Source organism: Pseudomonas svalbardensis (assembly GCF_030053115.1).
Classification (GTDB): Bacteria; Pseudomonadota; Gammaproteobacteria; order Pseudomonadales; family Pseudomonadaceae; genus Aquipseudomonas; species Aquipseudomonas svalbardensis.
On the sequence record NZ_CP125619.1, the window covers coordinates 1,178,505 to 1,196,171 of the forward strand.

A 17,667-nucleotide genomic window follows, 5' to 3' on the forward strand; every position below is an offset into this window, starting at 1 on the left:
TTTTTGTGGCTGCTCGCTTAGCGTTTCAGCGAGGCCGGCAGGTGCGGTTGAATGGCCGTCAGTACTGCTTTGAAGCATTTGGTGTTACCGGCAACGACGTGGCCTTTCTCAAGGAAGTCGTGACCGCCGGTGAAGTCGCTCACCAGACCGCCTGCTTCCTGGATCAGCAGGGCGCCTGCAGCCATGTCCCACTCGGACAGGCCCGACTCCCAGAATGCGTCGAAACGGCCGGCCGCTACGTAAGCCAGGTCCAGGCTCGCCGAGCCAGCACGGCGGATGCCGGCGGTCTGGCCAACCAAGGCGCGGAACATGCCCAGGTAGTTGTCGAGGTTGTCCATCTGGTCATCGCGGAACGGGAAGCCGGTACCCAGCAGGGCGCCGTCCAGGCTGGTACGACCGCTGACACGCAAGCGACGACCGTTCAGTTGGGCGCCGCGACCGCGGCTGGCGGTGAATTCTTCCTGGCGAACCGGGTCCAGAACAACGGCGTGTTCCAGGCGACCGCGGTATTTGCAGGCAATGCTGACGGCGAAGTGAGGAATGCCGCGCAGGAAGTTGGTGGTGCCGTCCAGTGGGTCGATGATCCACAGGTAGTCTTCGCCTTCGCCGCTACCCGGGTGCATGCCGGTTTCTTCGCCGAGAATGCCGTGGGTAGGATAGGCCTTGCGCAGCGCGTCGATGATTTTCTGTTCGGCGGCGCGATCCACCTCGGATACGTAATCCTTGGCGTCTTTTTCGTCGACCTTGATGGTATCCAGGCGCTCGATGGAGCGGAAGATCAATTCACTGGCGCTGCGGGCGGCGCGCAGCGCGATATTCAGCATGGGCTGCATGGATGTGTCACCTAAGGTTGTTAAAGAAAGCCGGGCATTCTATCAGAAAGTTTCTACAGGTGAAGGTCGGTGTTCGCTTTCATAGCTTAACGGTAGGTTGAGCTGTAAGATTCTGCTCCCCATTAAAGTGTTCGAGAGCGCCTCCCTTGCTGCAAAACATTCGTGTCGTCCTGGTCAATACCAGCCATCCCGGGAATATCGGCGGGGCTGCGCGTGCCATGAAGAACATGGGCCTGTCGCGGCTGGTGCTGGTCGAGCCGCGGTTGTTCCCGCATCACGAAGCCGATGCTCGTGCTTCCGGTGCCGGTGACATCCTTGAAAACGCGCAAGTTGTCGCCACTTTGGAAGATGCCTTGGTCGGCTGCAATCTGGTGCTCGGCACCAGCGCCCGTGACCGTCGCATTCCCTGGCCGTTGCTCGATCCCCGCGAATGCGGAGTGAAGGTTGTAGAGGAAGCCTCGCAAGGTGCTGAGATCGCCTTGGTCTTTGGTCGTGAAGATTCCGGTTTGACCAATGAAGAGTTGCAGCGATGTCATTATCACGTGCACATCCCATCAGACCCTGAGTTCAGTTCGCTGAACCTTGGGGCAGCGGTGCAGGTGTTGAGCTATGAAGTGCGGATGTCCTGGCTCGCGGCCCAAGGTCAGCCGAGCAAGGTCGAGAAGGATGAAGTGGCGTCCACCAAAAGTGGTGAGCTGGCGACCATGGATGAACTGGAGCGATTCTATGAGCACCTGGAGCAAACCCTGGTGGCCATCGAGTTCCTCGATCCGGAAAAACCACGGCACTTGATGGCGCGCCTGCGCCGGTTGTACGGACGCAGCTCGGTCAGCCGGGCGGAAATGAATATATTGCGTGGCATCCTCACGGAAACCCAGAAAGCGGCCCGTGGCGAGCTTCTTAAGCGGAAGGATTAAAAATGTTCGAGCGTTTGCGTGAAGATATCCAGAGTGTTTTCCATCGTGATCCGGCAGCGCGCAACGCCTTTGAAGTTCTGACGTGCTACCCGGGCATGCACGCCATCTGGATTCACCGCCTGTCGTCGGCCCTGTGGAGCATGGGCTGGAAGTGGCTGGCGCGACTGGTGTCGAACTTCGGTCGCTGGTTGACTGGGATCGAAATTCATCCGGGTGCCAAGGTCGGTCGTCGCTTCTTTATTGACCATGGCATGGGCATCGTCATCGGTGAAACCGCTGAGATCGGCAATGACGTCACCCTTTATCAGGGCGTGACCCTGGGTGGCACCAGCTGGAACAAGGGCAAGCGTCACCCGACTCTTGAAGATGGCGTGGTGGTCGGGGCGGGGGCCAAGGTGCTTGGCCCGTTCACGGTCGGCGCCGGCGCCAAGGTCGGTTCCAATGCTGTGGTCACCAAGGCGGTGCCGGCGGGTGCGACGGTGGTTGGCATTCCAGGTCGGATCATCGTCAAGTCTGACGATGAGCAAGATGCCAAGCGTAAGGCCATGGCCGAGAAGATCGGTTTCGATGCCTATGGGGTCGGCGAAGACATGCCTGATCCGGTGGCGCGCGCCATTGGTCAGCTGCTTGATCACCTGCAGGCCGTCGACGGCCGTCTGGAAGGGATGTGCGGAGCGTTGAAGGACCTAGGCAGCAACTATTGCGCCAAGGATCTGCCTGAGTTGCGCGAAGAAGACTTCGCCTGTGTCAAGGATAAGGATGAAAGCAAGGCGAGCTAACTCCGGGCTGACCCCTTCGCAAGCAATTGCTGGCTGTTCGCGGTCAGCCTTTGCTATGATGCGGCCGCTCTTTTGCGGGTAATCCTGACTAAAGTACTAGGTCTTATAGTTGACTTAAATACTCGGGAATTGCATACTCGCCCCATTCTGAACTCCGTGGTAATTGTCCATGCGACTGACTACAAAAGGCCGATACGCCGTGACTGCCATGCTTGACCTGGCGTTGCACGCGCAGCACGGGCCGGTGTCCCTGGCCGATATCTCCGAGCGCCAAGGCATATCCCTGTCCTACCTCGAACAGCTCTTCGCCAAATTGCGCCGCAGCAATCTGGTGTCCAGCGTCCGTGGTCCAGGCGGCGGCTATCAGCTGTCGCGCGACATGCAGGGTATTCAGGTCGCCCAGGTGATCGATGCGGTGAACGAATCGGTCGATGCCACCAAATGCCAGGGCCAAGGTGATTGCCATCAAGGCGACACCTGCTTGACCCACCACTTGTGGTGCGATCTGAGCCTGCAGATTCACGAATTTCTCAGCGGTATCAGCTTGGCTGACCTTGTCACTCGCCGTGAGGTACAAGAAGTAGCCCAGCGTCAGGATCAGCGCCGTTGCAACAGCAAAGCGCCACACCTGGACAAGATTGAAGCGTCCGCCGTCGAATGACAGCCAAAGAGCTAGCGGCACGCCAGCCAGCCTGATTTAGGAGATAGTCCATGAAATTGCCGATTTACCTTGATTACTCTGCGACCACCCCGGTTGATCCGCGTGTAGCGCAAAAAATGAGTGAATGCCTGCTGGTTGACGGAAACTTCGGTAACCCGGCGTCCCGTTCTCACGTGTTCGGCTGGAAAGCTGAAGAGTCCGTCGAAAACGCTCGTCGTCAGGTCGCTGACCTGGTCAACGCCGATCCGCGTGAAATCGTCTGGACCTCCGGTGCCACCGAGTCAGACAACCTGGCAATCAAGGGTGCGGCGCATTTCTATGCCACCAAAGGCAAGCACCTGATCACCACCAAGATTGAGCACAAGGCTGTCCTCGACACCATGCGCCAACTGGAGCGTGAAGGCTTCGAAGTCACTTACATCGAGCCTCGCACTGATGGTCTGGTCACCCCAGAGATGATCGAAGCTGCCCTGCGCGACGACACCATCCTGGTTTCGGTCATGCACGTGAACAACGAAATCGGCACCATCAACGACATCGCTGCCATCGGCGAACTGACCCGTTCCAAGGGCATCCTGTTCCACGTTGACGCTGCTCAGTCCACCGGCAAGGTCGATATCGACCTGTCGAAGCTGAAAGTCGACATGATGTCGTTCTCTGCCCACAAAACCTACGGCCCTAAAGGCATCGGCGCACTGTACGTGAGCCGCAAGCCGCGTGTTCGCATCGAAGCGACCATGCACGGCGGCGGTCATGAACGTGGTATGCGTTCCGGCACTCTGGCGACCCACCAGATCGTCGGCATGGGCGAAGCCTTCCGCGTAGCCAAGGAAGACATGGTTGCCGAGAACATCCGCATCAAGGCCTTGAGCGACCGTTTCTTCAAGCAGGTCGAAGGCCTGGAAGAGCTGTACATCAACGGCAGCATGACCGCTCGCGTACCGCACAACCTGAACCTGAGCTTCAACTACGTTGAAGGCGAGTCGCTGATCATGGCGCTCAAGGATCTGGCGGTTTCGTCCGGTTCGGCCTGCACCTCGGCTTCCCTTGAGCCTTCGTACGTACTGCGCGCCCTGGGCCGCAACGACGAACTGGCCCACAGCTCGATTCGCTTCACCTTCGGCCGTTTCACCACCGAAGAAGAAATCGACTACGCCGCGCAGAAAGTCTGCGAGGCCGTTACCAAGCTGCGCACTCTGTCGCCGCTGTGGGACATGTACAAAGACGGTGTCGACATTTCGAAAATCGAGTGGGCGGCACACTGATTTCAAGTCGCCGCAAACCGGCCCTGTAAGACGCAGGTTTTCAGGGCTTAAGAGCGACTCTCTGATGAGTGAGGATTAAGAATCATGGCTTACAGCGAAAAGGTCATCGACCACTACGAGAACCCGCGCAACGTCGGCAAGATGGACGCGGAAGACCCTGATGTCGGCACCGGCATGGTCGGCGCTCCGGCGTGCGGCGACGTGATGCGTCTGCAGATCAAGGTTAACGAGCAAGGCATCATCGAAGACGCCAAGTTCAAGACCTACGGTTGCGGTTCGGCCATCGCCTCCAGCTCCCTGGCGACCGAGTGGATGAAAGGCAAGACTCTGGATGAAGCAGAGACCATCAAAAACACTCAGCTGGCTGAAGAACTGGCTCTGCCGCCAGTAAAAATTCACTGCTCCGTACTTGCTGAAGACGCCATCAAAGCGGCCGTTCGCGACTACAAGCAGAAGAAAGGCTTGATCTGACTTTCAAGTTTTGGCGACGAGTAAGGAGTCACCGATGGCTATCAGCATGACAGAAGCGGCTGCTCAACACGTGCGACGCTCCCTCAACGGGCGCGGCAAAGGTGAAGGGATTCGTCTGGGTGTTCGCACCACAGGCTGTTCCGGCCTTGCCTACGTGCTGGAGTTTGTCGACGAGGTGGTTGCAGAGGATCAGGTGTTCGAAAGTCACGGCGAGAAAGTGATCATCGACCCGAAAAGCCTGGCCTACCTGGACGGCACCGAGCTCGATTTCGTCAAGGAAGGGTTGAACGAAGGCTTCAAGTTCAACAACCCCAACGTACGCGGTGAATGTGGCTGCGGCGAAAGCTTCAATATCTGAGGCTACTCGTGGGTACTCCTTGTCATTTCGCTTTATTTGAGCTGCAACCGAGCTTCGAACTGGATCTCGACCAGCTGGCTACGCGCTACCGTGAGTTGGCGCGCAGCGTTCATCCGGACCGCTTTGCAGACGCTTCCGAGCGAGAGCAACGGCTGGCGCTAGAGCAATCCGCGAGCCTCAACGAGGCCTACCAGACGCTCAAAAGTCCCCCAAAGCGCGCGCGTTACTTGCTCGCCATGGGCGGTCGCGAGCTGCCGCTGGAGGTCACGGTGCATGATCCGGAGTTTCTTCTGCAGCAAATGGAACTGCGTGAAGAGCTCGAAGACCTGCAAGACAGCGCCGACCTGGCGGGTGTTGCAGTGTTCAAGCGTCGCCTGAAGACTGCGCAGGATGAACTGAACGAAAGCTTCGCAGCCTGTTGGGATGATGCAGCGCAACGTGAACAGGCCGAACGCCTGATGCGACGCATGCAGTTCCTCGACAAGCTCACCTACGAAGTGCGCCAGTTAGAAGAGCGCCTCGACGATTAACCCAGTGCCGCTCCGGTCGCACGCCTGATATACAGATAAGTCCTGATTACGATGGCCCTACTGCAGATCGCCGAACCCGGCCAAAGTCCTCAACCGCACCAGCGTCGTCTGGCTGTGGGGATCGACTTGGGCACTACCAATTCGCTGGTCGCTGCGTTGCGCAGTGGTCTTTCCGAGCCTCTGGCTGACGCTCACGGGCAGGTCATTCTGCCGTCTGCCGTGCGCTACCACGCCGATCGTGTCGAAGTCGGCGAGTCCGCCAAACTGGCCGCCGCTACCGACCCTTTGAACACCGTGCTGTCGGTCAAGCGCTTGATGGGTCGTGGTCTGTCCGACGTCAAGCAATTGGGCGATCAACTGCCGTACCGGTTTGTCGGCGGCGAGTCGCACATGCCGTTCATCGACACCATTCAGGGGCCGAAAAGCCCGGTCGAAGTCTCCGCCGATATCCTGAAAGTGTTGCGTCAGCGCGCCGAAGCGACGTTGGGTGGCGAACTTGTGGGCGCGGTGATCACCGTTCCGGCCTATTTCGACGATGCTCAGCGTCAAGCCACCAAGGATGCGGCCAAACTGGCCGGTCTGAATGTGCTGCGTCTGCTCAATGAGCCGACCGCCGCCGCTGTAGCTTACGGTCTGGATCAGCACGCTGAAGGACTGGTCGCTATTTATGACCTGGGTGGCGGTACCTTCGATATTTCGATTCTGCGCCTGACTGGCGGTGTGTTTGAAGTTTTGGCTACCGGCGGCGACAGCGCGCTGGGCGGCGATGACTTCGACCACGCAATCGCTGGCTGGATCATCGAGAGCGCCGGTCTGTCCGCCGACCTCGATCCGGGTGCGCAACGCCATCTGCTGCAAACCGCTTGTGCGGCCAAAGAAGCCCTGACCAATGCCTCGTCCGTTGAAGTGGCTTATGGCGACTGGAAAGCCGAGCTGACCCGTGAAGCCTTCAATGCGCTGATCGAGCCAATGGTTGCCCGCAGCCTGAAAGCCTGTCGCCGCGCTGTGCGTGATTCCGGCATCGAGCTGGACGAAGTGCATGCCGTGGTCATGGTCGGCGGTTCGACTCGTGTGCCTCGCGTCCGCGAAGCCGTCGCAGAAGCCTTCGGTCGCGAACCGTTGACCGAAATCGATCCAGATCAAGTGGTGGCCATCGGTGCCGCGATCCAGGCCGATACGCTGGCCGGCAACAAGCGCGATGGCGATGAACTGCTGTTGCTTGACGTGATTCCGTTGTCCCTGGGGCTGGAAACCATGGGCGGACTGATGGAGAAGGTGATTCCTCGCAACACCACCATCCCTGTCGCCCGCGCTCAGGACTTCACGACTTACAAAGATGGCCAGTCGGCCATGGCGATCCACGTATTGCAGGGTGAGCGCGAGCTGATCAGCGACTGCCGTTCCCTGGCACGTTTCGAATTGCGCGGCATTCCGGCGATGGTGGCCGGTGCGGCGAAGATTCGCGTGACCTTCCAGGTCGATGCCGACGGTCTGCTCAGCGTTTCTGCCCGCGAGTTGGGCTCGGGCATTGAGGCCAGCATCCAGGTCAAGCCGTCCTACGGTCTGACGGATGGCGAAATCGCCAAAATGCTCAAGGACTCGTTCCAGCACGCCAGCGACGACAAGGTCGCTCGGGTGTTGCGTGAACAGCAGGTCGATGCTCAGCGCCTGATCGAAGCGGTGCAGGGCGCCCTCGATGTCGATGGCGAGCGTTTGCTCGACGCCGAAGAGCGCATGGTCATCGAATTGCAGATGCAGGAACTGACCGAACTGATGAAAGGTACTGATGGTTACGCCATCGAGCAGCAGACCAAACGTCTGTCGCAAGTGACCGACGCCTTTGCTGCCCGCCGCCTGGACTCGACGGTGAAAGCCGCGCTGGCGGGGCGCAACCTGAATGAGATTGAGGAATAACGATGCCGCAGGTCATTTTTCTGCCACACGAGAAGTTCTGCCCGGAAGGTATGGTTGTGGAAGCTGAGCCCGGTACATCCATCCTCGAGCTGGCTCATGAGCACCATATCGAGATGGAGAGTGCCTGCGGCGGCGTCTGCGCCTGCACCACCTGCCACTGTATCATCCGCGAAGGTTTCGACTCGCTGGAAGAGGCGGACGAGCTGGAAGAAGACTTTCTTGATCGTGCCTGGGGTCTGGAGGCGCAATCGCGTCTAGGCTGTCAGGCGGTCGTCGGGACTGAAGACCTGACCGTCGAAATTCCGAAATACTCGCTCAACCATGCGGCCGAAGCGGCGCACTGATTCAAGGAACTGAAATGAGTCTGAAATGGGTTGATGTGCTGGAAATCGCGATCCAACTGGCTGAATCCAAACCGGATGTGGACCCGCGTTACGTGAACTTCGTCGATCTGCACAAATGGGTGCTGGCATTGCCGGAGTTCAGTGATGATCCGACCCGCGGTGGCGAGAAGGTGCTTGAAGCCATTCAGGCCGCCTGGATCGAAGAAGCAGACTGAGTCTGCGCCGTATGCAGTTAGGCAATACCCAAGAACCCGCGTATAATTCGCGGGTTTAATTTTTCGCAAATTACCGTTTCTGGAGTTACATCATGGCTGTTCAACGTACTTTCTCCATCATCAAGCCTGACGCTGTTGCAAAAAACGTTATCGGCGAGATCACCACTCGTTTCGAAAAAGCTGGCCTGCGCGTTGTAGCTTCGAAACTGAAGCAACTGTCCAAAGCTGAAGCTGAAGGCTTCTACGCTGAGCACAGCGCTCGTGGTTTCTTCGGCGACCTGGTTGCTTTCATGATCTCCGGTCCGGTTGTCGTTCAGGTTCTGGAAGGCGAAAACGCTATCGCTCTGAACCGTGAGCTGATGGGCGCTACCAACCCTAAAGAAGCTGCTGCCGGCACCATCCGTGCTGACTTCGCTGATTCCATCGATGCCAACGCTGTGCACGGTTCGGACTCCGAAGCCGCTGCTGCTCGCGAAATCTCGTACTTCTTCGCAGCTACTGAAGTAACCACTCGCTAAGCATTGGCTTAAGAGTGAAGGTGAATCCATGACTACATCGACTGTAAAAACCAACCTGCTGGGTCTGACTCAGCTGGAAATGGAAAAATTCTTCGACTCAATCGGGGAGAAGCGTTTCCGTGCCGGTCAGGTAATGAAATGGATTCACCACCTTGGCGTCGATGATTTCGACGCCATGACGAACGTCAGCAAGGCCTTGCGCGACAAGCTCAAGGCTATTGCCGAGGTTCGCGGTCCTGAAGTTGTCAGCGAGGACATCTCCACCGACGGCACCCGTAAGTGGGTGGTGCGCGTGGCGTCCGGTAGCTGCGTCGAGACCGTGTACATTCCCCAGGGCAAACGCGGCACTTTGTGCGTTTCGTCCCAGGCAGGCTGTGCCCTGGATTGCAGTTTCTGCTCCACCGGCAAGCAAGGATTCAACAGCAACCTCACTGCCGCCGAAGTCATCGGCCAGGTGTGGATTGCCAATAAATCGTTCGGCAGCATCCCGGCGACCGCCGACCGTGCCATCACCAACGTGGTGATGATGGGCATGGGTGAGCCGCTGCTGAACTTCGACAACGTCGTGGCTGCCATGCATCTGATGATGGATGACCTGGGCTACGGGATCTCCAAGCGCCGTGTAACCCTGTCTACATCGGGTGTGGTGCCGATGATCGATGAGCTGTCCAAGCACATCGACGTCTCCCTGGCGTTGTCCCTGCACGCACCGAACGACGCATTGCGTAACCAATTGGTACCGATCAACAAGAAGTATCCGCTTAAGATGCTGCTCGAGTCGTGCCAGCGCTACATGTCGTCCCTGGGTGAGAAGCGCGTGCTGACCATTGAGTACACCTTGCTCAAGGACATCAACGACAAGGTCGAACATGCGGTCGAAATGATCGAGTTGCTCAAGAACATCCCGTGCAAGATCAACCTGATTCCGTTCAACCCGTTCCCGCATTCCGGTTACGAGCGCCCGAGCAACAACGCGATTCGTCGTTTCCAGGATCAGCTTCACCATGCCGGCTTCAATGTCACCGTACGCACCACCCGCGGTGAAGACATCGATGCCGCGTGTGGCCAATTGGTAGGACAGGTGCTGGATCGCACCCGTCGCAGCGAACGTTATATCGCCGTGCGCGAGTTGAGCGCCGAAAACGATATCGCACAGAACGCTGCGAACAATAATTAAGAGAGGATCTCTATGTCCCTGCGCTTCGCGCTGCTTTTGCTGTTGGCCAGCCTGTGTGCTGGTTGTGTCCTGTCGGGCGATTTCAACCCGATGAAGACCAGCAAGGGCCGCGATGAGGCGCGCGTTGCCTATGTGCAGCTGGGCTTGGGGTACTTGCAGCAGGGCATGACCGAACGGGCGAAAGTACCGTTGAAGAAAGCGCTGGATCTGGATGACTCGGATCCAGACGCCAACGCTGCGCTGGGTCTGGTATTCCAGGCCGAGATGGAGCCGGAGCTGGCGGATCAGCATTTTCGCAAGGCGCTGTCTTCCCGCCCCAACGATGCGCGAATCCTGAACAACTACGGCAGTTTTCTTTTCGAAGAGAAACGCTACAAAGAGGCGTATGAGCGCTTTGAACAGGCCGCCGCCGATACCTTGTATCCTGAGCGTTCGCGGGTGTTCGAGAACCTTGGAATGACCGCTTCGAAGCTGGGGCAGCGCGATCTGGCGCAGCAGCAGCTGGAAAAAGCTCTGCGTTTGAATCGCCAACAGCCACGTGCATTGCTGGAAATGGCTGAGTTGTCCTTCGAAGACAGGCATTATGTGCCCGCGCGTGACTATTACGATCGTTTTAGCCTGCTCACCGAGCAAAATGCACGTAGTCTATTGCTCGGCGTTCGACTGGCAAAAGTGTTTGATGATCGCGACAAGGCCGCCAGTTTTGGCCTGCAACTAAAACGACTCTATCCCGGTACGCCGGAATATCAGCAATACCTGTCGGAGCAATGATGAAAGCGGCGCATCCCGAAGTTGTAGCAGCGAATCGCGTTAATCCCGGTGAGACTTTGCGCCAGGCTCGCGAAAGCAATGGCTGGTCGCTGGCCGAAGTGGCCCTCAAGCTCAACCTCACCGTAAATTCCCTGAGCAATCTGGAAGCCGGCGCTTTCGACAAGCTGCCTGGGCATACCTTTGCTCGAGGTTATATTCGCGCCTACGCGAAACTGCTCGGCATGGATCAAACCGTACTGGTCCAACAGTTCGACCAATCCACCGGCACCGACTCCCAGGGCAGCAACGTTCATAGCCTGGGACGTATCGAAGAGCCGGTTCGGGTTTCCCACACTATTTTGCGAATTGTCAGCCTGCTGTTGCTGTTCGCAGTGATTGGTGGTGGTTTTGTCTGGTGGCAGGATCAAACCTCATTGCGCACCAAAGACCTGACTAGCCTGAGCCCGGAACACGTTGAAGTCGAAGGCGCTGACGGCACCACCCAGATCCATCCGCTGGACGAGCCGGAAGACCAGGCCGTCGCGGAAGGTCAGGCTGAAGGCACAACCGCTCTTGCGTTGCCGCAATCCGAGACTTCGAGTGAAGCACCGGCCGAAGCTGAAGCGACTGCGCCTGCTGCACCGGTTGCTACAGCGCCAACACCCGCTGCACCTGCGCATAGCACTGCTCCGGTTGTCGCGACTCCGGCCGCGACATCCCCCACTGCTCCTGTTGTATCGACCCCGCCTGCGAGCGCTTCGGTTACTCCGACCATCCCCGCTCCAGCAGCGGCTGCTCCGGTCGCTGGCCAGGGTCAGGTTCAACTGCAATTCACTGCCGATTGCTGGACGCAAGTGACCGATGGCAGCGGTAAAGTGCTGTTGAGCGGTCTCAAGCGTAAAGGCGAAAACGTTTCCGTGAGCGGCAAGCCACCGTTTTCCGTGCGTCTGGGCTTCGCCCGTGGCGCGCAGGTCAGCTACAACGGGCAGGTGGTTGATGTCGCTCCGTTCACCAGTGGCGAGACTGCTCGCCTGAAGTTGGGTCAATAAGTCATGCACGGCGAATCTCCAATCAAACGTCGCGAATCCCGCAAGATCTGGGTCGGTAACGTGCCCGTTGGCGGCGATGCGCCTATCGCTGTGCAGAGCATGACCAACAGCGACACCAATGACGTCGCGGCCACCGTGGCCCAGATCAATCGTCTGGAAGCGGCTGGCGTCGATATCGTGCGAATTTCCGTGCCCGACATGGATGCCGCTGAAGCCTTCGGCAAGATCAAGAAGCTGGTCAAAGTACCTTTGGTTGCCGACATTCACTTCGACTACAAGATCGCTCTGCGCGTAGCCGAACTGGGCGTTGACTGCCTGCGCATCAATCCGGGCAACATTGGTCGCGAAGACCGCGTGCGTGCGGTAGTCAATGCCGCCCGTGATCGCGGGATTCCGATCCGCATCGGCGTGAACGCCGGTTCCCTGGAAAAAGACCTGCAAAAGAAATACGGCGAGCCGACTCCGGCTGCGCTGGTTGAATCTGCCCTGCGTCACGTCGAGCACCTCGAGCGTCTGAACTTCCAGGACTTCAAGGTCAGCGTGAAAGCCTCCGACGTGTTCATGGCCGTCGCCGCTTACCGCTTGCTGGCCAAGGAAATCGTTCAGCCGCTGCACCTGGGCATCACCGAAGCCGGTGGTTTGCGTTCAGGCACGGTGAAATCCGCCGTGGGCCTCGGTATGCTGCTCGCCGAAGGGATTGGCGATACTATTCGCATCTCGTTGGCGGCCGACCCGGTCGAGGAAGTGAAAGTCGGCTACGACATTCTCAAATCCCTGCATCTGCGTTCCCGTGGCATCAACTTCATCGCCTGCCCGAGCTGCTCGCGGCAGAACTTCGATGTGGTCAAAACCATGAACGAGCTGGAAGGGCGCCTTGAAGACCTGCTGGTGCCATTGGATGTTGCGGTCATTGGTTGCGTGGTCAACGGACCGGGCGAAGCCAAGGAAGCCCACATCGGCTTGACCGGCGGCACGCCAAACCTGATTTACATCGACGGCAAGCCGTCGCAGAAACTGTCGAATGACAATCTGGTGGATGAGCTTGAACGCTTGATCCGTCAGAAAGCGGCCGAAAAGGTCGAAGCTGACGCAGCAGTCATTGCGCGCGGCTAAGTCGAACGAATTTAAGGATTTATAGTGAGCAAGTCTCTGCAAGCCATACGTGGCATGAACGACATCCTGCCCGAGCAGACTCCCCTGTGGCGTCATTTCGAAGGCACCGTTTCGCGTTTGCTGGATAACTACGGTTACAAACAGATCCGCATGCCGATCGTCGAGTTCACCGAGCTGTTCAAGCGCTCCATCGGTGAAGTAACCGACATCGTCGAGAAAGAGATGTACACCTTCGACGACCGCAACGGCGACTCCCTGACCCTGCGCCCTGAAGGCACGGCGGCCTGTGTGCGTGCGGTGCTTGAGCACGGCATCACCGGCGGTGGCCAGGTGCAGAAACTCTGGTACATCGGCCCGATGTTCCGCCACGAACGTCCGCAGAAAGGCCGTTATCGCCAGTTCCACCAGATCGGTTGCGAAGTCTTCAACCTAGATGGTCCGGACATCGATGCCGAGCTGATCGTGCTGACCTGGCGCCTGTGGGGCGAGCTGGGCATCCGTGATGCGGTCAAGCTCGAACTCAACAGCCTCGGCACTGCCGAGTCCCGCGGTCGTTATCGCGAAGCGCTGGTCGAATTCCTTTCGGCCCGCCTGGACAAGCTGGACGAAGACAGCCAGCGCCGTCTGAAAACCAACCCTTTGCGGGTTCTGGATACCAAGAACGCCGACACTCAAGCGGTCCTGGTCGACGCGCCGAAAATGGCCGACTACCTCGACGAAGAATCCCGCGTGCACTTCGAGGGCCTGAAGGCTCGCCTGGACGCCGCCGGCATTCCTTACGTGATCAACCCGAAGCTGGTTCGCGGGCTGGATTACTACAGCAAGACCGTTTTCGAATGGGTCACCGACCAGTTGGGCGCCCAAGGCACCGTGTGTGCCGGCGGTCGTTACGACGGTCTGGTGGAGCAGATGGGCGGCAAGCCGACCTCGGGCGTTGGTTTTGCCATGGGCATCGAGCGCCTGGTGCTGCTGCTTGAAACCCTGGAGCAGATCCCGGAAGAGATTTCCCGTCAGGTCGACGTTTACCTCTGCGCCTTCGGTGAAGCCGCCGAGCTGGCCGGTCTGACCCTGAGTGAACGTGTTCGTGATCAATTGCCCAACCTGCGCCTGCAAGTGAATGCCGGCGCCGGCAGCTTCAAAAGCCAATTCAAGAAAGCCGACAAGAGCGGTGCGTTGTACGCGCTAATCCTCGGTGACGACGAAATGGCCCAGCAAGTGGTAGGTTTCAAACCCCTGCGTGGCCAGGGCGAACAACAAAGCATTGCCTGGGATGCGCTTGCTGCACACCTGGCCACCTGCGTCGTGCAGGGTTGAAGCTGTCAAACAGCCGATTTAGCGATTAAGGAGTATTGGGGTGTCGAGTACCGAAGACGAACAGCTGTCGGATTTGAAGGACTGGTGGACACGCAACGGCAAGCCCCTGGTCACTGGCGGCCTGTTGGCGCTGGTCATCGTGTTCGGCTGGCAGGCCTTTCAAAAGTATCAGAGCAATCAGTCGCAAGGCGCCTCGATGCTCTATCAGCAACTGCTGGAAACCACGCTGACGCCAGACGGCAAGCCTGATGCCGCCCGTGTTGCGGACCTGGCCGGCAAGCTCAACAGCGAGTTCGGCGGTAGCGCTTACGCGCAGTACGGCAGCCTGTTCGTGGCAAAAGTCGCGGTCGACAGCGGCAAGCTGGATGACGCAGCCAGCGAGCTGAAAGCCATTGTTGCCAAACCGGCCAACCCGGCGTTGGGCGAAATTGCTCGTCAGCGTCTGGCACAGGTGCTGGCCGCGCAGAACAAGGCCGATGAAGCCTTGAAACTGCTCGAAGGCGATGCCGATAAAGCATTCCTGGCCACTCGCGAAGAACTCAAAGGCGACCTGCTGGTGCAGTTGGGTCGTACCGACGAAGCGAACACGGCGTATCAAAAAGCCAAGGCAGCACTGTCGGATGAAGCGGCAGTGGGTGGCCTACAAATCAAGCTGGACGACCTGGCCAAAGGGGATGCGTGACGTGATTCGTTGGAAACATGCAGCATTGCTGGCTCTGGCCATATTGGCCGCGGGTTGCAGCAGCAACAGCAAAAAAGAACTGCCACCGGCCGAGTTGACCGACTTCAAAGAAGAAGTGGTTCTGCAAAAGCAGTGGAGTCGTTCGATCGGTGACGGTCAGGGCGAATCGTACAACATGCTGGTTCCGGCGATCGATGGCGATACCATCTATGCCGCCGACGTCACCGGTGTGGTGATGGCGATGGATCGCAGCAATGGCGACGTCAAATGGAAGAAAGATCTCGAACTGCCTGTTTCCGGTGCCGTCGGCGTGAGTTACGGTTTGCTCCTGATCGGTACGGTCAAGGGTGAAATCGTTGCCCTGGACGCCATCAATGGTGAAGAGAAATGGCGCGCTCGCGTGTCCAGTGAAGTCCTCGCACCGCCGGTCAACAACGGTGATGTCGTTGTCGTTCAGACTCAGGATGACCGTCTGATCGGTCTGGATGCCGCTACTGGCACCCAGCGCTGGTTGTATGACAGCACTCCAGCGGTATTGACCCTGCGCGGCACCAGCGCGCCGATCGTCACCAACCGCCTCGCGGTGGCTGGCCTGTCGACCGGTAAAGTGGTCGCTCTCGATATTTCCAACGGCGTGCCGGTGTGGGAACAACGTGTAGCAATTCCACAAGGTCGTTCGGAACTGGAGCGCGTTGTCGATATCGATGGTGGCCTGCTGCTGTCCGGCGGTACGCTGTATGTCGCCAGCTATCAGGGTCGCGTTGCGGCACTGGATCTGGAAAGCGGTCGTCAGCTCTGGCAGCGTGATGCTTCCAGCTATGCCGGTGTCGCCCAGGGTTTTGGCAGCGTCTACGTGAGCCTGTCTTCGGGCACCGTTGAAGGCGTCGACGAACGTTCCACCACAGCTTTGTGGAGCAACGATTCGCTGGCCCGTCGTCAACTGTCGGCTCCGGAAGTGTTCTCCAGCTATGTTGCTGTCGGTGATATGGAAGGTTACCTGCATCTGCTGAGCCAGGTGGACGGTCGTTTCGTCGGCCGCGAGCGCATCGACAGCGACGGCCTGCGTGCCCGTCCGCTGGTGGTGGGTGACACGATTTATCTGTATGGCAACAGTGGCAAGCTGGAAGCCCTGACCATTAAGTAAAGGTTTGACTATGCTTGGGGTTAACCCCCAGGCAGCCCCGTTTGACGGGGTTCGCAGCGCCCTCAAGCGCTGCCCCGAGCACCAGCCGCTGCCTCGCAGCGGCTTTTGTATTTTCTGAAATAACGAAGTGGAGAGCCGCATGGTTCCCGTAATCGCCCTGGTGGGCCGACCGAACGTCGGCAAGTCCACCTTGTTCAACCGCCTGACCAGGACTCGCGACGCCATCGTCGGCGACTTGTCCGGTCTGACCCGTGATCGCCAATACGGTGAGGCCAAGTGGCAAGGGCGTTCCTACATTCTGGTCGACACCGGCGGTATCTCCGGTGACGAGCACGGTATGGACGAAAAAATGGCCGAGCAGTCGCTGCTGGCCATTGAAGAAGCGGATGTCGTTCTGTTCCTGGTAGATGCCAAGGCTGGTTTTACCGCCGCCGACCAGATGATCGCCGAGCATTTGCGCAAACGTAACAAGCGTTCTTACGTGGTTGCCAACAAGGTCGACAACATCGACCCTGAAATGGCCCGCGCCGAATTCGCCCCGTTGGGCATGGGCCACGCGATTCCGATCGCCGGTGCCCACGGTCGTGGCATCACCCAGATGCTGGAAATCGCGCTGAGCACCTTCCCGAAAGACGATGACGAGCTGGAAGAAGGCGAGGAAGAGATCGTTGCCGAAGGCGAGGAAGCCAAGCGCATTCCTGGCCCGAGCGAAAAAGACGGGATCAAGATCGCGATCATCGGCCGCCCGAACGTCGGCAAGTCGACCCTGGTCAACCGTATGCTCGGTGAAGACCGGGTAATCGTTTATGACGAGCCCGGCACCACCCGCGACAGTATCTACATCCCGTTCGAGCGTAACGACGAGAAGTACACGCTGATCGACACCGCCGGTGTGCGCAAGCGCGGCAAGATCCACGAAGAAGTTGAAAAGTTCTCCGTGGTCAAGACCCTGCAAGCGATCAAAGACGCCAACGTGGTGATCTTTGTGATGGACGCCCGCGAAGGCGTGGTCGATCACGATCTCAACCTGCTGGGCTTCGCCATTGAGTCGGGTCGTGCGCTGGTGATCGCGATCAACAAGTGGGACGGCATGACGCCGAGCGAGCGCGACTTCGTGAAGGTCGAGCTGCAACGTCGACTGTTCTTCGTTGACTACGCCGACATTCACTTCATCTCGGCCCTGCACGGCACGGGCGTGGGCAACCTCTACGCCTCCGTACAGAACTCGTTCAAGTCTGCGGTCACCCGCTGGCCAACCAACCGCCTGACCACGATTCTGGAAGATGCGGTCGGTGAGCACGCGCCACCGATGGTCAACAACCGCCGGATCAAGCTGCGTTACGCCCACTTGGGTGGTGCCAACCCGCCGATCATCGTGATTCACGGTAACCAGATCGAGAAGGTGCCGAAGTCTTACGTTCGTTACCTGGAAAACACTTACCGTCGTGTCTTGAAGCTGGTCGGTACGCCGATCCGCATCGAGTTCAAGGGCGGCGAGAACCCGTACGAAGGCAACAAGAACTCGCTCACCGACCGTCAGGTCAACAAGAAGCGTCGCATGATGTCGCACCACAAGAAAGCCGACAAGAAGCGTAGAGACAAGCGCTGATTGTAGACTTGCCTGGCTCCTGTC

Annotated in this window: 20 protein-coding genes; 19 read left to right on the forward strand and 1 reads right to left on the reverse strand. The window is 58.6% G+C overall.

Going from position 1 to position 17,667, the window contains the following annotated elements; genetic code table 11:
- Nucleotides 1-17 precede the first annotated feature (17 nt).
- Nucleotides 18-833 (reverse strand): type III secretion system regulator SuhB, encoded by an 816-nt coding sequence (gene suhB, locus QFX16_RS05185; RefSeq protein WP_033061458.1) that lies wholly within the window; start codon nucleotides 831-833, stop codon nucleotides 18-20.
- A gap of 146 nt (nucleotides 834-979) precedes the next feature.
- Here suhB and trmJ point away from each other — a divergent pair, with 146 nt between their 5' ends.
- From trmJ to der, 19 genes are all read left to right on the forward strand, one after another.
- Nucleotides 980-1,750: a tRNA (cytosine(32)/uridine(32)-2'-O)-methyltransferase TrmJ gene (gene trmJ, locus QFX16_RS05190; RefSeq protein WP_140683976.1), complete on the forward strand. Its 771-nt coding sequence runs from the start codon at nucleotides 980-982 to the stop codon at nucleotides 1,748-1,750.
- Nucleotides 1,751-1,752: 2 nt separating this feature from the next.
- Nucleotides 1,753-2,529 carry a serine O-acetyltransferase gene (gene cysE / locus QFX16_RS05195; RefSeq protein WP_283183087.1) on the forward strand — a complete coding sequence of 259 codons (777 nt, stop codon included), beginning with the start codon at nucleotides 1,753-1,755 and terminating at the stop codon, nucleotides 2,527-2,529.
- Nucleotides 2,530-2,698: 169 nt separating this feature from the next.
- On the forward strand, nucleotides 2,699-3,190 hold the full coding sequence (gene iscR, locus QFX16_RS05200; RefSeq protein ID WP_282481867.1) for a Fe-S cluster assembly transcriptional regulator IscR: 492 nt from the start codon (nucleotides 2,699-2,701) through the stop codon (nucleotides 3,188-3,190).
- 50 nt (nucleotides 3,191-3,240) lie between these two features.
- Nucleotides 3,241-4,455 carry an IscS subfamily cysteine desulfurase gene (locus QFX16_RS05205; RefSeq protein ID WP_074873944.1) on the forward strand — a complete coding sequence of 405 codons (1,215 nt, stop codon included), beginning with the start codon at nucleotides 3,241-3,243 and terminating at the stop codon, nucleotides 4,453-4,455.
- Between the two features lie 84 nt (nucleotides 4,456-4,539).
- Nucleotides 4,540-4,926 (forward strand): Fe-S cluster assembly scaffold IscU, encoded by a 387-nt coding sequence (gene iscU / locus QFX16_RS05210; RefSeq protein WP_003443374.1) that lies wholly within the window; start codon nucleotides 4,540-4,542, stop codon nucleotides 4,924-4,926.
- A gap of 34 nt (nucleotides 4,927-4,960) precedes the next feature.
- A complete protein-coding gene (gene iscA / locus QFX16_RS05215) occupies nucleotides 4,961-5,284 on the forward strand; it encodes an iron-sulfur cluster assembly protein IscA (RefSeq protein ID WP_007903589.1) in 324 nt (107 codons plus the stop codon).
- Between the two features lie 8 nt (nucleotides 5,285-5,292).
- A complete protein-coding gene (hscB, locus tag QFX16_RS05220; protein WP_283183088.1) occupies nucleotides 5,293-5,814 on the forward strand; it encodes a co-chaperone HscB in 522 nt (173 codons plus the stop codon).
- 51 nt (nucleotides 5,815-5,865) lie between these two features.
- Nucleotides 5,866-7,728 carry a Fe-S protein assembly chaperone HscA gene (gene hscA / locus QFX16_RS05225; protein ID WP_283183089.1) on the forward strand — a complete coding sequence of 621 codons (1,863 nt, stop codon included), beginning with the start codon at nucleotides 5,866-5,868 and terminating at the stop codon, nucleotides 7,726-7,728.
- 2 nt (nucleotides 7,729-7,730) lie between these two features.
- Nucleotides 7,731-8,072 carry an ISC system 2Fe-2S type ferredoxin gene (gene fdx / locus QFX16_RS05230; protein WP_283183090.1) on the forward strand — a complete coding sequence of 114 codons (342 nt, stop codon included), beginning with the start codon at nucleotides 7,731-7,733 and terminating at the stop codon, nucleotides 8,070-8,072.
- Between the two features lie 14 nt (nucleotides 8,073-8,086).
- Nucleotides 8,087-8,287 (forward strand): Fe-S cluster assembly protein IscX, encoded by a 201-nt coding sequence (iscX, locus tag QFX16_RS05235; protein ID WP_008147746.1) that lies wholly within the window; start codon nucleotides 8,087-8,089, stop codon nucleotides 8,285-8,287.
- 92 nt (nucleotides 8,288-8,379) lie between these two features.
- The gene (gene ndk, locus QFX16_RS05240; RefSeq protein ID WP_007916882.1) at nucleotides 8,380-8,805 is read left to right on the forward strand and encodes a nucleoside-diphosphate kinase; all 426 of its coding nucleotides are present in this window, start codon (nucleotides 8,380-8,382) and stop codon (nucleotides 8,803-8,805) included.
- 28 nt (nucleotides 8,806-8,833) lie between these two features.
- On the forward strand, nucleotides 8,834-9,982 hold the full coding sequence (gene rlmN / locus QFX16_RS05245) for a dual-specificity RNA methyltransferase RlmN (RefSeq protein ID WP_059403385.1): 1,149 nt from the start codon (nucleotides 8,834-8,836) through the stop codon (nucleotides 9,980-9,982).
- 12 nt (nucleotides 9,983-9,994) lie between these two features.
- Nucleotides 9,995-10,753, forward strand: coding sequence for a type IV pilus biogenesis/stability protein PilW (pilW, locus tag QFX16_RS05250; protein WP_046046033.1), 759 nt, complete (start codon nucleotides 9,995-9,997; stop codon nucleotides 10,751-10,753).
- Entirely contained in the window at nucleotides 10,753-11,781 is a 1,029-nt protein-coding gene (locus QFX16_RS05255) for a RodZ domain-containing protein (protein ID WP_283183091.1), read from the forward strand. Before pilW ends, QFX16_RS05255 begins: the two co-directional genes overlap by 1 nt.
- 3 nt (nucleotides 11,782-11,784) lie before the next feature.
- On the forward strand, nucleotides 11,785-12,894 hold the full coding sequence (ispG, locus tag QFX16_RS05260; protein WP_283183092.1) for a flavodoxin-dependent (E)-4-hydroxy-3-methylbut-2-enyl-diphosphate synthase: 1,110 nt from the start codon (nucleotides 11,785-11,787) through the stop codon (nucleotides 12,892-12,894).
- Between the two features lie 24 nt (nucleotides 12,895-12,918).
- On the forward strand, nucleotides 12,919-14,208 hold the full coding sequence (hisS, locus tag QFX16_RS05265) for a histidine--tRNA ligase (RefSeq protein WP_283183093.1): 1,290 nt from the start codon (nucleotides 12,919-12,921) through the stop codon (nucleotides 14,206-14,208).
- Nucleotides 14,209-14,248: 40 nt separating this feature from the next.
- Entirely contained in the window at nucleotides 14,249-14,890 is a 642-nt protein-coding gene (locus QFX16_RS05270) for a tetratricopeptide repeat protein (RefSeq protein WP_095131572.1), read from the forward strand.
- Nucleotides 14,883-16,034: an outer membrane protein assembly factor BamB gene (bamB, locus tag QFX16_RS05275; RefSeq protein WP_283183094.1), complete on the forward strand. Its 1,152-nt coding sequence runs from the start codon at nucleotides 14,883-14,885 to the stop codon at nucleotides 16,032-16,034. The genes QFX16_RS05270 and bamB overlap by 8 nt, the downstream gene beginning before the upstream one ends.
- A 139-nt stretch (nucleotides 16,035-16,173) precedes the next feature.
- The gene (gene der / locus QFX16_RS05280) at nucleotides 16,174-17,643 is read left to right on the forward strand and encodes a ribosome biogenesis GTPase Der (RefSeq protein ID WP_283183095.1); all 1,470 of its coding nucleotides are present in this window, start codon (nucleotides 16,174-16,176) and stop codon (nucleotides 17,641-17,643) included.
- The last annotated feature ends 24 nt before the right edge of the window (nucleotides 17,644-17,667 follow it).